Here is a 13,063-nt window from a genome sequence, read left to right on the forward strand (position 1 = left end):
GGGGAGGCGCCTCAGCCGTACGTAACGCCCCTCAGGGGGCAGCGGGCCGGTCTACGGCTCGAACTTGTACCCCAGCCCCCGCACCGTGACCAGGAACCGCGGCGCGCCCGGGTCCGGCTCGATCTTGGCGCGCAGCCGCTTCACGTGGACGTCGAGCGTCTTGGTGTCGCCCACGTAGTCCGCGCCCCAGACCCGGTCGATCAGCTGCATCCGGGTCAGCACCCGGCCGGCGTTGCGCAGCAGCATCTCCAGCAGGTCGAACTCCTTGAGCGGCAGGTCGACCTTGCCGCCGGAGACGGTGACGACGTGACGGTCCACGTCCATCCGGACCGGGCCCGCCTCCAGGGCGGCGGGCGTGACCTCCTCCGGCTCCCCGCGGCGGCGCAGCACCGCGCGGATGCGGGCGACGAGCTCGCGCGAGGAGAAGGGCTTGGTCACATAGTCGTCGGCTCCTATTTCCAGTCCGACGACCTTGTCGATCTCGCTGTCCTTGGCCGTAACCATGATCACGGGGACGTTGGACTTGCTGCGCAGCTGCCGGCAGACCTCGGTGCCGGGCAGGCCGGGCAGCATCAGGTCGAGGAGCACGAGGTCGGCGCCGTTGCGCTCGAACTCGTCCAGGCCGTCGGGTCCGGTGGCCGCGATGGCGACCTCGAAGCCTTCCTTGCGGAGCATGTAGGACAGGACGTCGCTGAAGGATTCCTCATCCTCGACGACAAGCACTCGGGTCACTGAAGCGCCTCCGGGGCAGGGAATGAATCAAGAGTGTCAGGGGCGGCGGCCGGGTACGGCCCCTCGTCGCCGTTGACGATGAGCGGTCCGCCTGTGGTGCGGTCCCGTTCCCGTACGGCGCCCGCTTCGGGCAGCCGCAGGGTGAAGGTGGAGCCCTGTCCCTCCGAGCTCCAGACGGTGACCTCCCCGCCGTGCGAGGCGGCCACATGCTTGACGATGGCGAGGCCGAGGCCGGTGCCACCGGTGGCCCGTGAGCGGGCCGGATCCACGCGGTAGAAGCGTTCGAAGACCCGCTCGCGGTCCTTCTCCGAGATGCCGATGCCCTGGTCGGTCACGGCTATCTCGATCTCGTCCCCGCCGGACACGGCCACCCGGCGGGCGGCGATGCCCACGCGGGTTCGGGCGGGGCTGTAGTTGACGGCGTTCTCGACGAGGTTGCCGAGGGCGGCGGCGAGCTGACCGCGGTTGCCCCAGATGCGGAGCTCGGCGGTGCCGCCCGCGGCCATGGTGATCTGTTTGGAGCCGGCCTGCTGCCGGCAGCGGTCGATGGCCTCGGCGACCAGTTCGGAGACCCGGACCGGTTCGGCGTCCTCCAGCGGGTCGTCGTTCTGCACCCTGGAGAGGTCGATGAGCTCCTGTACGAGGTTGGTGAGCCGGGTTGCCTCGATCTGCATCCGGCCCGCGAACCGTTCCACCGCCTCCGGGTCGTCGGAGGCGTCCATGACGGCCTCCGAGAGCAGGGACAGCGCTCCGGTCGGGGTCTTGAGCTCATGGCTGACGTTGGCGACGAAGTCGCGCCGCACCGCTTCGATGCGACGTGCCTCGGTCAGGTCCTCGACCAGCAGCAGCACCAGCCGGGAGCCCAGCGGGGCGACCCGGGCGGAGACCGCGAGGGCCTCGCCCCGGCCCGTACCGCGCCGCGGGAGGTCCAGTTCGACCTGGCGTATCTCGCCGTCACGGCGGGTGTCCCTGGCCATCTGCAGCATGGCCTCGACGGCGAGCCGCCCGCCCCTGACCAGTCCCAGCGCGTACGCGGCGGAGCTGGCCTTGACGACGCTGTCGCTCTCGTCGAGCACGACGGCGGAGGAGCTGAGCACGGACAGGACCGTGTCGACCCCGGGGGCAGTGGGGCATTGCTGTCGGGCCGCAGGGAGGTGCGCGTCGGCTTCTTCTGGTCGCGCTCGCTCCAGCGGAACGCCAGCATGGCGATCACACCGGTACACAGCCCGGCGATCGCTGCAGCTGCGGCGACCGCCGCGTTCACGTCCATAGCTCCAGGTTATGCGGCACGACCGACACTCTCCCAGCCATCCGAGTGCCTGCTCGAACACTCGTCGCCCAGAGTTCACCGAGGAGCAAGCACCGGTTCACTTGGCCGGTCGGATCCGGACGCGTACCCGGGTCACCGTGGGAACGTGGGGTTCAGAGCTGGCCCCGGCCTCGGTTAAGGACTGGAGAGGGACTTCCCATGCGAGACGCGTACCACGAGGAACTCGACTCGATCGGCGAGGGGCTGGTCGAGATGGCCCGGCTCGTCGGGTCGGCGATCGGCCGGGCGACGACGTCCATGCTCGATGCCGATCTCAAGCTCGCGGAGACCGTGATCGCCGCGGACCAGAAGGTCGACGACCTCCAGCACGACCTGGAGGCCAGGGCCATCGCCCTGCTGGCGCGCCAGCAGCCGGTGGCCACCGATCTGCGGATCGTGGTCACCTCGCTGCGGATGAGCGCGGACCTGGAGCGCGCGGGCGACCTCGCCCAGCACGTCGCCAAGCTGGCCCGGCTGCGTTTCCCGCAGTCGGCGGTGCCGCACGACCTGCACGCCACCATCCTGGAGATGGGGCAGCTGGCGCAGCGGCTGATGGCCAAGGCGGCCGAGGTGATCATCACCAAGGACGTCGACCTGGCGCTCCAGCTGGAGCAGGACGACGACGAGATGGACCTGCTGCACCGCACGCTGTTCCAGCACCTGATGGACGACCGCTGGAAGCACGGCATCGAGACGGCCGTCGACGTGACCCTGCTCGGCCGCTACTACGAGCGGTTCGCCGACCATGCCGTGTCGGTGGCCAAGCGCGTGGTCTACCTGGTGACGGGCGAGCACGCGGACGAGATCCAGCAGGCGGCGCCGGTGGAGGGCGCGTAGCCGGTATCCCGCGAGCGGGGGGCGGGGGCGGTGGGGAAGCGAGGGGCTACGGGGCGGCGGGGAGTGCGCCGACGAGCGCGGCATGTTCCCAGGGAGTGCGCTCACGGACGCGACGGGGAGTGCGACGGCGCGTTGTGTCGCACATGCGTTCCTGCGCGCGTGCGCCGTTGATGCGCCTGCCCGGGTGGGCATGCAATGGGGTGGGGCGGCACGACTTGTCCGTACGCCCCGGTCGTGGGCCCCGTGCGGGCGTACGGCCCTGTCGTACGCCTTGAGGAGGAACCATGGCCGACTCCCCCATGACCGAACCCCAGCAGGAGACAGCCGCCGAAGCGGTGCGCCTCACCGTCCTCGGCGCCTGCGGCTGCGGCTCGGGCTGCGGGTGCGGCTGCCAGTCCGGGGCGCCGTGCCAGTGCGGCGGCTGCTCCGGCTGACGGGCGCGGAGCACGGCGGCGCCCCACGCGGAGGACGTCCGCGCGGGGCGCCGCCTGCGTACGACCGGCGTCGACCGCGTGCCGCCGTGCGCCGCCCGGTCACACGGCCGGGCGTCAGACGGTCGGCTCCAGGGCGGGCTCGAGCTGCTGGCCGGTGCCCGCCAGCGCGGCGCCGACCGGACCGCGCTCCACGGTCTCGCCCTCCCGCGGCAGGTTCCGCATGAGCAGCCAGTACCCGAAGGCCGCCACGGTCCCCAGGACCGCGCACGTCCCCCACAGCCACCCGGCCCCGAAGTGGTCGATCACCACACCGGACATCAGGGGGGCGACCAGCGCCGCGGCCGACCAGGAGAGGGTGTACATCCCCTGGTAGCGGCCCCGCCCGTGGGCCGGGGACAGCTGGACCACCAGGCCGTTCTGCACGGGTGCGTTGACGATCTCGGCGACGGTCCAGACGCAGATGGTCAGCGCGTACACGGCGACCGAGCCGGCGAACGCGGTCAGCCCGAACCCGTACCCCGCGAGCAGTGACGACACGATGAGCAGCCGGCGCGGGTCACGGCTCTGGATGAAACGGGTGACCGGGATCTGCAGCACCACGATCAGGACGCCGTTGACGGCCACCGCCGTACCGAAGTCCGAGCTGCTGAATCCGTCCGTCCCCATCGCCACCGGCAGCCCCACGTAGCCCTGCTGGAAGATCAGGGCGATCACGAAGGACAGCCCGACGACGCCCATGAACCGCCTGTCGCGCAGCACCGTGCCGAGCCGCACGTCGTCCGCGGCGGCCGGCGAGACACCCCGGAGCGTGCTCGGGGCCTTCTCCGGCCGGGACTCCGGAACCTTCATGAAGACCACGACGGCGCAGACCAGCGTCATCAACGCCTCGCCCACGAAGCCCGCGAGGTAGCTGTACTCGGCGACGAACCCGGCCCCGGCCGACGAGACCGCGAACCCCAGGTTGATCGCCCAGTAGTTGAGGGAGAACGCCCGCACCCGGTCCTCGGGCCGGACGATGTCGGCGATCATCGCCTGCACCGCGGGACGCGAGGCGCTGCTGGCCATGCCGACCACGAAGGCGACGGCCGCGATCGCCACCGGATGAACCATGAAGCCGAGCACCGCCACCGAGACGGCCGTCGAGATCTGCGCGATCAGCATCGTGGGCCGCCGCCCGAACCGGTCCGTCATCACCCCGGCCCCGAGCGAGGCGACGACCCCGCCGAGCCCGTGCAGGGCCGCGACCAGCCCGGCGTACGAGGCGGAGTAGCCCCGGTCCAGGGTCAGGTACAGGGCCATGAACGTCGCGACGAACGCCCCGAGCCGGTTGACCAGGGTGCTGGTCCACAGCCACCAGAACTCCCCGGGGAGGCCGGAGACGGTTTCACTGGCGGCCCGCCTGAGACCGGTGACAGACATGCGGGTTCCCCCAGGGACGTACGGAAGCGAATGCCGGCGGTAAGTGGCCCGCCGACTGACCGAACATTACGAACAGCAGATTCCCGGCTGCCACTCAATTGACGGCAGCCGTCAATCCGACCCGCCCAGGAGTCCCCGCCCCGCCCCGCTGTCCGCCCTGTGGCCGGGCGCGCGCAGCCCGCACAGGTTCGATTACGCTCGGACTCATGGCCGACGCACCGTACAAGCTGATCCTCCTCCGCCACGGCGAGAGCGAATGGAACGCGAAGAACCTGTTCACCGGATGGGTGGACGTCAACCTCACCGAGAAGGGCGAGAAGGAGGCGGTCCGCGGCGGTGAGCTGCTCAAGGACGCCGGCCTGCTCCCCGATGTACTGCACACCTCGCTCCAGAAGCGCGCCATCCGCACCGCCCAGCTCTCGCTGGAGGCCGCGGACCGCCACTGGATCCCCGTCCACCGCTCCTGGCGGCTGAACGAGCGCCACTACGGCGCCCTGCAGGGCAAGGACAAGGCGCAGACGCTCGCCGAGTTCGGCGAGGAGCAGTTCATGCTCTGGCGCCGCTCGTACGACACCCCGCCCCCGGAGCTCGCGGACGGCACCGAGTTCTCGCAGAGCGACGACGCGCGCTACGCGACGATCCCGCCGGAGCTGCGCCCGCGCACCGAGTGCCTCAAGGACGTCGTCACCCGCATGCTGCCGTACTGGTACGACGGCATCGTCCCGGACCTGCTGGCCGGCCGCACGGTCCTGGTCGCCGCACACGGCAACAGCCTGCGGGCCCTGGTCAAGCACCTCGACGGCGTCTCGGACGCCGACATCGCGGGCCTGAACATCCCGACGGGCATTCCGCTCGCGTACGAACTGGACGCGGACTTCCGCCCGTTGAACCCGGGCGGCACGTACCTCGACCCGGACGCGGCGAAGGCCGCCATCGAGGCCGTGAAGAACCAGGGCAAGAAGTAACCAGAACAGCGACCAGGCCCCCGTCAGCGCCCATGGCGCAGACGGGGGCCGTCGTGTGTCCTGGGCCGTGCGGCGGGAGAGCGGTGCCGTCGCAGGGGATTGCCAGTGCCGATGTGCGGGTCGCCGATCACCGGGTCACCCTGGATCGCGCCCTGCGCCGCTGACCAACCGGATGCCCGGCCCTCTCACGCAGCCCGTACCCGGGCAAGGCCTGGGGTCGTCCACGGCGGCCGACGCATGACAAAGGCAAGGAGATCGGTTGCCATCTCCTTGCCACTATCAAGATATAGCGCGCCGGGGGGCTTGCGGCAAGGCCCCGGTGGTGCCGCAGAATGCTCGCCCAAGGCCGGAACCTGCCGAAATGACAGAGTCACGTACTACGTGCGCTCTTGTCGGCGTATGGGGTACACGCGGCCGTCGGACCGCCGGGGGACTCGCGGTACGGCTGCGGGGCTCGGCGCGGGGGCCAGTGTGTGTGCCTCGCCGGGCTGCGCGTATCGGCCGGTCGAAAGGCAGTCTCGTTGAATGGGCGTTCCGAATGATTGACGTGATCGTGGTCGGCGCCGGGCCGACCGGCCTGATGCTGGCCGCCGAACTGCGGCTGCACGGCGTGCGCGTGGTCGTGCTGGAGAAGCTGGCCGAGCCGACCGGGCAGACCCGCGGACGGGGTCTGCACGCGCGCAGCGTCGAGATGCTGGATCAGCGCGGCCTGCTGGGCCGGTTCCTCGCGGTCAGTGAGAAGTTCCAGGTCGGCGGATTCTTCGGCGGCATCCGCAAGCCGTGGCCGGAGCACTTGGACACGACGCACCCCTACGGCCTCACCACGCCGCAGCCGGCCACCGAGCGGCTGCTCGGCGAACGCGCCCTCGAACTCGGTGCCGAGATCCGGCGCGGCTGCGAAGTGGCCGGGCTGAGCGGGATCGGGGACGGGGTCGGCGAGAAGGAAGAGAACGGGGCCGGCGTGATCGTCGAGCTGACGGACGGCACGCGGCTGAGCGCGCGCTACCTCGTCGGGTGCGACGGTGGGCGCAGCACGGTGCGCAAGCTGGCCGGCATCGGTTTCCCGGGTGAGCCCGCCAAGGTGGAGACGCTGCTGGGCGACATGGAGGTGACCGAGGACCCGGCGACGATCGCCGCCGTCGTCGACGAGGTCCGCAGGACCCAGCTTCGGTTCGGTGCGCTCCCCGACGTGGACGGGCAGAAGGGGGTCTACCGCATCGTCGTGCCTGCCGACGGAGTGGCCGAGGACCGTGCGACCGCGCCCGACCTCGATGAGTTCAAGCGGCAGCTGCGAGCCTTCGCGGGCACCGACTTCGGCGTGCACTCGCCGCGCTCGCTGTCCCGGTTCGGCGACGCCACCCGGCAGGCCGAGAGCTACCGGGCGGGCCGGGTGCTGCTGGCCGGCGACGCGGCACACGTCCATCCGCCCGTCGGCGGGCAGGGTCTCAGCCTCGGGATCCAGGACGCCTTCAACCTCGGCTGGAAGCTGGCCGCCGAGGTCAACGGCTGGGCGCCGGAGGGCCTCCTGGACAGCTACCACGCCGAACGGCACCCGGTGGGCGCGCGCGTGCTGGACAACACCCGTGCGCAGACGACGCTGATGGGCGCCGATCCGGGTGCGACCGCGCTGCGGGAGATGTTCTCGAAGCTGATGGACTTCGAGGAGGTGAACCGGTACGTCACCGGCATGATCACCGCCGTCGATGTCCGCTACGACGTCGGCGAGGGGCACGAACTGCTCGGCCGGAGACTGCGGAACGTGAGACTGGAGCGGGGCCGCCTCTACGAGCGGATGCACGGCGGCCGCGGGCTGCTCCTCGACCGGACCGGCCGGCTCACGGTGGCGGGCTGGGAGGACCGGGTCGATCACGTCGTCGACGTCAGCGGCGTCGGCGTCGGCGTCGGCGTCGGCGTCGGCGAGGAACTGGACGTGCCTGCCGTGCTGCTGCGGCCGGACGGCCATGTGGTCTGGGCCGGGGACGATCAGCAGGAGCTGCTCGGCCGGCTGCCCAAGTGGTTCGGCACCGCTGCCGGTTGAGCACCCGGAAGCCGTGCCCGGCGTGGAGCCTCCCGGAAACGGCCGACGGCCGCCGGGCGGCGAAGACGGGAAGCAGCACCGCGCACCGGAACCCTCGCGAAGGAGCCGAGGTAGGGGGCGCGTTGCCGCGGCGGCCCCGGCGAGCCGATGAGTCCGCGACCCCACGACCCAGCGACCTCGCCGGCCCAACACCCCGGCCACGAACACCCCGCCGCCCCGATTTTGCCCGCCCGGTACGCGGCGCGCGGGACCGCAGCCGCTAACGTGACAAGGGAGCAAGGAGAGCGGGGAGAGCAACCATGGGTGAGCCCCTGAAGACCTTCGTCGGCGGCGCCGAGGTCGAGGTGCCCAACAGCATCCCGGCCATCCGTGACGCCCTGCCCGAGGCGAGTCGCGAGGAGTTCGACCGCGCCATCAACGATGCCGGGGTGCACGAGATCCAGGCCGTGATGCGGCACTGGATGCTGGAGGCCGTACCCGATCCGGAGGCCGAGCGGATCCTGGACCGGCTGGCGCAGGACGAGGCCGAGAGGCGGAGCGTAGCTTGAGCTTCCGCATCTCCTACGCGCCGCCCGCCGACGACACCCTGGCCAAGATGCGGGACGGCGACACCTTCCGGGACCAGATGGCGCGCACGCTGGGGCGCGATCCGTACGGGCAGGGGTCTTCCGCCGTCAAGGGTGAGCACGATCGCCGCGAGGCCACCGTCGCCGAGGCGATCGTGCTCTATTACGTGTCCGGGTCGGTCCTGACCGTCACCGTCGTGCGGCTGGTCCCACTCCCCTGACCCGAGACCGGACCAAGGAGATCGAGCCAGGCGTCCGGAACGGACCCTCACCCATCCGGACTCAGACCAGCTTGGCGACCTGTGCGTCGACCACGGCGGTCGGCAGGTCGAAGCCGCCGCCCCCGCCGGACGAGGCCAGGTTGAGCGAGGTGAACGAGGCGACCGTGGCGCCCTGGCGGACCTCCACGAGCTTCATCTGGCTCTTGTCGCCGTCCGATTCGATCGTGACCGTCCAGGCGACGGCGTCCTCGCCGCCCTTGACCTGCTCCTCCGCGATCTTGGTGATCTTCTGCTTGGAGCCGGCCGCGGTGAGCGTGAAGCCTGACGCGCACTCGGTCGCGGCGGTGCGCAGACCGGACAGCGTCTCATCGGCGCCCTTGCCCTCGTAGGAGGAGAGCGTGGTGAGCGTCGTCGTGATGTCGAAGGCGGCCTTGAACGCCGCCTCGGGGTCGTCGCTGTCCTTGTCGGCGCCCTTCTTCGGCTCGCTGACGACCTTGCGCTGCGTGGACGCTGCGGGCGAGCCGGACTTGGCGCCCATCAAGGCGTCGGCGAAGCCGTCGCAGGCCGGCTTGTCCGTGGTGACGGCGTCGGGGGAGATGGCGTCGGCGGGGCCGGCCTTGGCGATCTTGTGTCCCTTGACGTCGCCCTGGGTCAGCGAGACCTTCTCCAGCTCGGCCGCCGTCAGCGCCTTGGCCGAGGTCTTGTCCGCGCCCTTGTCCGCGGAGCCGGCCGAAGCGGATCCGCCGGCCTTGCCGTTGTCCTTGTCCGCCGCGTCCGAACCGCAGGCCGCGGTGAGCAGGGCCAGGGACAGCGCGGTGGCGGCAACGGCGGTACGGCGTATGGCAGTGGGTCGCATGGCCCATCCTTCTGTCTCAAGGTGTTTCGCCCGCACGAGAGCAGCCGACGCCGGGTTCGGCTCGGCCGGTGGGAGATCGTGGGGGTGCCCCAACTCTATGAGCCGACTGCGGTTTGGCAATCCGTCAAACCGGGCATCGCCTCTGATCGTGACGACGTCGTGATCACCCCGTGAAGACCCTGAACTGGGCTTTCGGCCCGCCGGCAGCGACCCGGCCCGGGGTGACCGCTCGAAGGGGACCGCTGATGCCGATCGAATCCGCCCTGTCCGCCGTGCTCGGTTCCGTGGGCGTGCCACCGGAGGCGGTCGCCTCGTACGCCCCGCTCGCCGGGGGCACGTACAACGCCGTCACCCGGGTCGGGCTCACCGACGGCCGGGAGTGGGTGGTGAAGACGCCGCCGCCCGCGACCGCCGGGAACCGGCTCGGTTACGAGCGCGACCTGCTGGTCAACGAGGTGGCCTTCTACACCGCGGCGGCCGGCCTCACCGAGGGGACGACGGTCCCCCGCGTCGTGCACAGCGGGCTCGATCCGGTGGCCCCCGGCGGCGCGTTCGTGATCATGACGGCCTGTCCCGGGCAGCCCTGGCACGAACTCACCGGCACGATGCCCGACGGCGAGGAAGAGCGGTTGCGCCAGGAGCTGGGCCGGATCGTCGGCCGGCTGCACACCGTGCCGGGCCTCGGCGGTTTCGGCTATCCGTCCGGGGCCCTCGGCGCGTTGGCGCCCAGCTGGCGGCAGGCCTTCACCGCGATGACCGACGCCGTGCTGGCCGACGCGGACACGTATGCGGCGAGGCTGCCGCGCCCCGCGTCCGCCATCCGCAGCCTGCTCGGCGCCGCCTCCTGCGTACTGGACGACGTCACGCGCCCCGCCCTGGTCCACTTCGACCTGTGGCAGGGCAACATCCTGGTCGCCGGGGCGCCGGGGGCGCGGCGGATCGGCGGGATAGTGGACGGGGAGCGGATGTTCTGGGGCGACCCGGCCGCCGACTTCGTCTCGCTCGCCCTCTTCGGGGACATCGCGGAGGACCGCGACTTCCTGGCCGGTTACGCGTCGTCGGCGCCGGGCGGGGCCGTGGAGTTCGACGGCTCCCTGCGGCTGCGGCTCGCGCTCTACCGTTCCTACCTGTACCTGATCATGCTGGTGGAGACCGTGCCCCGGCAGGTGGACGCGGAGCGGATGGAGTGGACCTGGACCGAGGTGGCGCCGCGGCTCGAAGCCGCCCTGAGCGAGGTGGAGTCGGCGCTGCCGGTCGGGGACTGACCCGGCTGCGCCGACTGCTCGGGCGCGGCTCCGTCAGTGCGGCAGGGCGCGTTGGGCGTCGTGCAGGTTCTGCGGGCGGACGGCTTCCGGTGTGCCGTACGCCTCCAGCCGGGTGTGCAGGTCGCCGGTGAAGTCGGGGACGTCGATCTGGCCGAACTCGGTGACCTCGCTGATGCCGACCGTCGCGCTGTACGGGGCCAGGCCGTCGATCCGCATCAGTCCGGCCCGGCCGTTGGTGACCCGGATGTTCCAGTGCGTGAAGCGGGCGCCGAAGAGCGGCCCGGCGCTTGCGTCACCGCCGTGCTGGCCGTCGTTGTCGACCGTGATGTCGGTGCGGACGTTGGCGAACGGCATCCCGCGGTGCGAGTCGAAGGTGCCCATCTCCATCACGCCGCGCGACCAGACGTTGTGGCTGGACAGCCCCTCGACGTTGATGCCGTGGAGCTGGGTGCCCGCGGGCGCGGGCACGGTGCGCCGCTCGATGGTGAAGTCCTCGATCAGGTTGTCGTGCGAGCCCTCGCGGCAGAAGTACGGGTGGTGCGAGCCGCGGCCCGCGACCTTCGTGCGGCGCAGGGTGCAGGCGGACGCGCCGATGAGGCCGAAGCCGTTGTCGACGTGGCGGACGGTGATGTCGTCGGCCCAGCAGTCGTACGCGCACTGGAACGCGACGCCGTTGTACCCCTTGTCCAGCAGGTGCTGCGACTGCGGGGTCTCGACCGCTTCGAGGGTGAGCCCTTCGACGCCCGAGCCGGTGAGCGGGGCGGCGAGGGTGGTGAGGCGCGGGTCCCACTCGGGGCGGATGTCGAGCGGGAGGGGGCGCTCCAGCGTGACCCTGCGGCCGTGCACGGCGGTGACGCGGACGGGCCACTCGTAGGGGACGTACGAGGTCAGCTTCGTCTTGTCGTCCCAGTAGTACGCCTCCGGGCCGGGTCCGCCGCCCGCCATGTGCTCCAGGAGGGTGTGGGCCGCGTCGTCGGCGAGGCGGAGCAGGACGAGTGCGCCGCGCTTCAGCTTCCGGGTGTCGTCGACGGTGATCGTACGGTCGCCGAGGCGGGCGGGGGCGACGGTGGTCAGGGTCTGCCACTCGTCGCGCCTGTTGCCGGTCCAGCCCTCGAAGGGCCAGGCCTTCGCCCTGATGGCGTCGGTCAGCGAGGCCCAACGGTCCTCGGGGCAGAGCCAGATGAGGCCGCCGGCCCAGGACCAGCTGGACTTGTCGCCGCCGTAGCGGCTGCCGTACACCCCGATCAGTTCGGTGAGGCTTCTGGTCGCGTGCAGCGTGGTCCGGCCACTGCCCGCACCGCGCACCACGACGTTGCTGTGCCCGATGCGGATGATGTCGTCGATGCGGTACGTGCCCTCGGGGATGAGCACCGTGCCACCGCCACGCTCTCCGGCAGCGGCGATGGCACGGTTGATAGCGGGGGCGGCGTCGGCGGAGCCGTCCGGCCTGGCGCCGTAGTGCAGGACGTCGGCGGTGAAGCCGTGACCGGTGTGGCGGGGCAGGTCCGAACCGCCTCGGTAGCCGGCCCGGCCGATGAACGGGACCTGCGGGTGGGTGAAGGGCGCGGCGGCGAACTCCCGCCAGAGCGGGGTGGTCTGCGGGCCGCGGCCCGCACCGGCTGCGGCGCGGCCCGCGCTCCCGCGGTCCGCGGCGAAGGCGGTCCCGCCGCCGGCCACGCCGGTGGCCGCGGCTGCGGCGACGGCCACAGCGCTGCCGAGCAGCCCTCGCCTGCTGATGCTCCCCATGGTCGCCATGAGCCCGATCCACCTTTCATGGATATGAACGATATTCATGTCCTCGTCGGCGGTGAGCATGCCATGGCTCCCCGGCGCAGCGAAAGAGTCGTGCGCCGTGGAAAATTCAGCCGGGTGACCAGGGGTGAGTAAGCGTCAGTTGGCGGGGCGCTGGGTCAGGTGTGTGAACGCATCCAGGTTTCGCGTGGACTCGCCGCGCGACACCCGCCACTCGTACTCCTTGCGGATCGCGCGCGCGAAGCCGAGCTCCAGAAGGGAGTTGAAGGCACCGTCCGCGGCCTCCAGAACCGTGCCGAGCAGCCGGTCCAGCTCCTGGGGTGTGACCACGGAGAGCGGCAGTTTGCCGACGAGATAGATGTCCCCGAGCGAGTCGATCGCGTAACTCACGCCGAAGAGACGGAGGTTGCGCTCCAGCAGCCAGCGGTGCACCGCCGCGTCGTTCTCGTCGGGGTGCCGGATGACGAAGGCGTTGAGGGAGAGCGAGTGCTTGCCGACAATCAGCGAGCAGGTGGTGGAGAGCTTGCGGGTACCGGGCAGCTGGACGACGTAACTGCCGGCTCCGGGGCTCTCCCAGTCGAGCCCGGCATCCTCGAACGTCGCCTCGATGACCTGCGTGACCTGCTTGACCTGCGTCGTTGCCGCTTCCTCGGGTACGTCAGCCATGGT

The 13,063-nt window shown here is 71.2% G+C and carries 12 protein-coding genes and 1 pseudogene; 7 read left to right on the plus strand and 6 right to left on the minus strand.

The window, feature by feature from the left end; translation table 11 throughout:
• Positions 1–51: 51 nt before the first annotated feature.
• Positions 52–732: a response regulator transcription factor gene (locus LNW71_RS13385; protein ID WP_073733027.1), complete on the minus strand. Its 681-nt coding sequence runs from the start codon at positions 730–732 to the stop codon at positions 52–54.
• Positions 729–2,002 (minus strand): annotated as a pseudogene (locus tag LNW71_RS13390) (sensor histidine kinase). The gene LNW71_RS13385 and the pseudogene LNW71_RS13390 overlap by 4 nt, the downstream one beginning before the upstream one ends.
• Positions 2,003–2,200: 198 nt before the next feature.
• Here LNW71_RS13390 and phoU point away from each other — a divergent pair.
• Positions 2,201–2,878, plus strand: coding sequence for a phosphate signaling complex protein PhoU (phoU, locus tag LNW71_RS13395; RefSeq protein WP_250968438.1), 678 nt, complete (start codon positions 2,201–2,203; stop codon positions 2,876–2,878).
• 284 nt (positions 2,879–3,162) lie between these two features.
• Entirely contained in the window at positions 3,163–3,312 is a 150-nt protein-coding gene (locus LNW71_RS13400; RefSeq protein ID WP_250968439.1) for a hypothetical protein, read from the plus strand.
• A 114-nt stretch (positions 3,313–3,426) separates the two neighbouring features.
• Here the strand turns inward: LNW71_RS13400 and LNW71_RS13405 are convergent, their stop codons facing one another.
• Positions 3,427–4,731 (minus strand): MFS transporter, encoded by a 1,305-nt coding sequence (locus LNW71_RS13405; protein WP_250968440.1) that lies wholly within the window; start codon positions 4,729–4,731, stop codon positions 3,427–3,429.
• 206 nt (positions 4,732–4,937) lie between these two features.
• Between LNW71_RS13405 and LNW71_RS13410 the strand changes: the two genes are divergently transcribed.
• The 4 genes from LNW71_RS13410 to LNW71_RS13425 all read left to right on the plus strand — a co-directional run bounded on the left by LNW71_RS13410 (position 4,938) and on the right by LNW71_RS13425 (position 8,521).
• Positions 4,938–5,696 (plus strand): phosphoglyceromutase, encoded by a 759-nt coding sequence (locus tag LNW71_RS13410; protein WP_250968441.1) that lies wholly within the window; start codon positions 4,938–4,940, stop codon positions 5,694–5,696.
• A gap of 538 nt (positions 5,697–6,234) precedes the next feature.
• Positions 6,235–7,734, plus strand: coding sequence for an FAD-dependent monooxygenase (locus LNW71_RS13415; RefSeq protein ID WP_250968442.1), 1,500 nt, complete (start codon positions 6,235–6,237; stop codon positions 7,732–7,734).
• A 299-nt stretch (positions 7,735–8,033) separates the two neighbouring features.
• The gene (locus LNW71_RS13420) at positions 8,034–8,282 is read left to right on the plus strand and encodes a hypothetical protein (protein WP_250968443.1); all 249 of its coding nucleotides are present in this window, start codon (positions 8,034–8,036) and stop codon (positions 8,280–8,282) included.
• A complete protein-coding gene (locus LNW71_RS13425; protein WP_250968444.1) occupies positions 8,279–8,521 on the plus strand; it encodes a hypothetical protein in 243 nt (80 codons plus the stop codon). Before LNW71_RS13420 ends, LNW71_RS13425 begins: the two co-directional genes overlap by 4 nt.
• 61 nt (positions 8,522–8,582) lie before the next feature.
• On the opposite strand, the gene LNW71_RS13430 is transcribed toward LNW71_RS13425, so the two are convergent.
• The gene (locus LNW71_RS13430) at positions 8,583–9,377 is read right to left on the minus strand and encodes a hypothetical protein (protein ID WP_250968445.1); all 795 of its coding nucleotides are present in this window, start codon (positions 9,375–9,377) and stop codon (positions 8,583–8,585) included.
• A 245-nt stretch (positions 9,378–9,622) separates the two neighbouring features.
• On the opposite strand from LNW71_RS13430, the gene LNW71_RS13435 reads away from it, so the two are divergent.
• Positions 9,623–10,642 carry an aminoglycoside phosphotransferase family protein gene (locus tag LNW71_RS13435; protein ID WP_250968446.1) on the plus strand — a complete coding sequence of 340 codons (1,020 nt, stop codon included), beginning with the start codon at positions 9,623–9,625 and terminating at the stop codon, positions 10,640–10,642.
• Positions 10,643–10,675: 33 nt separating this feature from the next.
• Here LNW71_RS13435 and LNW71_RS13440 read toward each other — a convergent pair whose 3' ends face one another.
• Together LNW71_RS13440 and LNW71_RS13445 are read right to left on the minus strand one after the other, a co-directional pair.
• Complete coding sequence (locus LNW71_RS13440; RefSeq protein WP_250968447.1) at positions 10,676–12,397, minus strand: glycoside hydrolase family 55 protein; 1,722 nt, start codon at positions 12,395–12,397, stop codon at positions 10,676–10,678.
• Positions 12,398–12,532: 135 nt separating this feature from the next.
• The gene (locus LNW71_RS13445) at positions 12,533–13,060 is read right to left on the minus strand and encodes a YbjN domain-containing protein (RefSeq protein WP_250968448.1); all 528 of its coding nucleotides are present in this window, start codon (positions 13,058–13,060) and stop codon (positions 12,533–12,535) included.
• Positions 13,061–13,063 lie beyond the last annotated feature (3 nt).

Source organism: Streptomyces sp. RKAG290 (assembly GCF_023701695.1).
GTDB lineage: Bacteria > Actinomycetota > Actinomycetes > Streptomycetales > Streptomycetaceae > Streptomyces.

Excerpts from the sequence above, each read along its gene's own strand:
- phoU (WP_250968438.1), top strand. The coding sequence starts at position 2,201 with ATGCGAGACGCGTACCACGAGGAACTCGACTCGATCGGCGAGGGGCTG.
- LNW71_RS13400 (WP_250968439.1), top strand. The coding sequence starts at position 3,163 with ATGGCCGACTCCCCCATGACCGAACCCCAGCAGGAGACAGCCGCCGAA.
- LNW71_RS13405 (WP_250968440.1), bottom strand. The coding sequence starts at position 4,731 with ATGTCTGTCACCGGTCTCAGGCGGGCCGCCAGTGAAACCGTCTCCGGC.
- LNW71_RS13410 (WP_250968441.1), top strand. The coding sequence starts at position 4,938 with ATGGCCGACGCACCGTACAAGCTGATCCTCCTCCGCCACGGCGAGAGC.
- LNW71_RS13415 (WP_250968442.1), top strand. The coding sequence starts at position 6,235 with ATGATTGACGTGATCGTGGTCGGCGCCGGGCCGACCGGCCTGATGCTG.
- LNW71_RS13420 (WP_250968443.1), top strand. The coding sequence starts at position 8,034 with ATGGGTGAGCCCCTGAAGACCTTCGTCGGCGGCGCCGAGGTCGAGGTG.
- LNW71_RS13430 (WP_250968445.1), bottom strand. The coding sequence starts at position 9,377 with ATGCGACCCACTGCCATACGCCGTACCGCCGTTGCCGCCACCGCGCTG.
- LNW71_RS13435 (WP_250968446.1), top strand. The coding sequence starts at position 9,623 with ATGCCGATCGAATCCGCCCTGTCCGCCGTGCTCGGTTCCGTGGGCGTG.
- LNW71_RS13440 (WP_250968447.1), bottom strand. The coding sequence starts at position 12,397 with ATGGCGACCATGGGGAGCATCAGCAGGCGAGGGCTGCTCGGCAGCGCT.
- LNW71_RS13445 (WP_250968448.1), bottom strand. The coding sequence starts at position 13,060 with ATGGCTGACGTACCCGAGGAAGCGGCAACGACGCAGGTCAAGCAGGTC.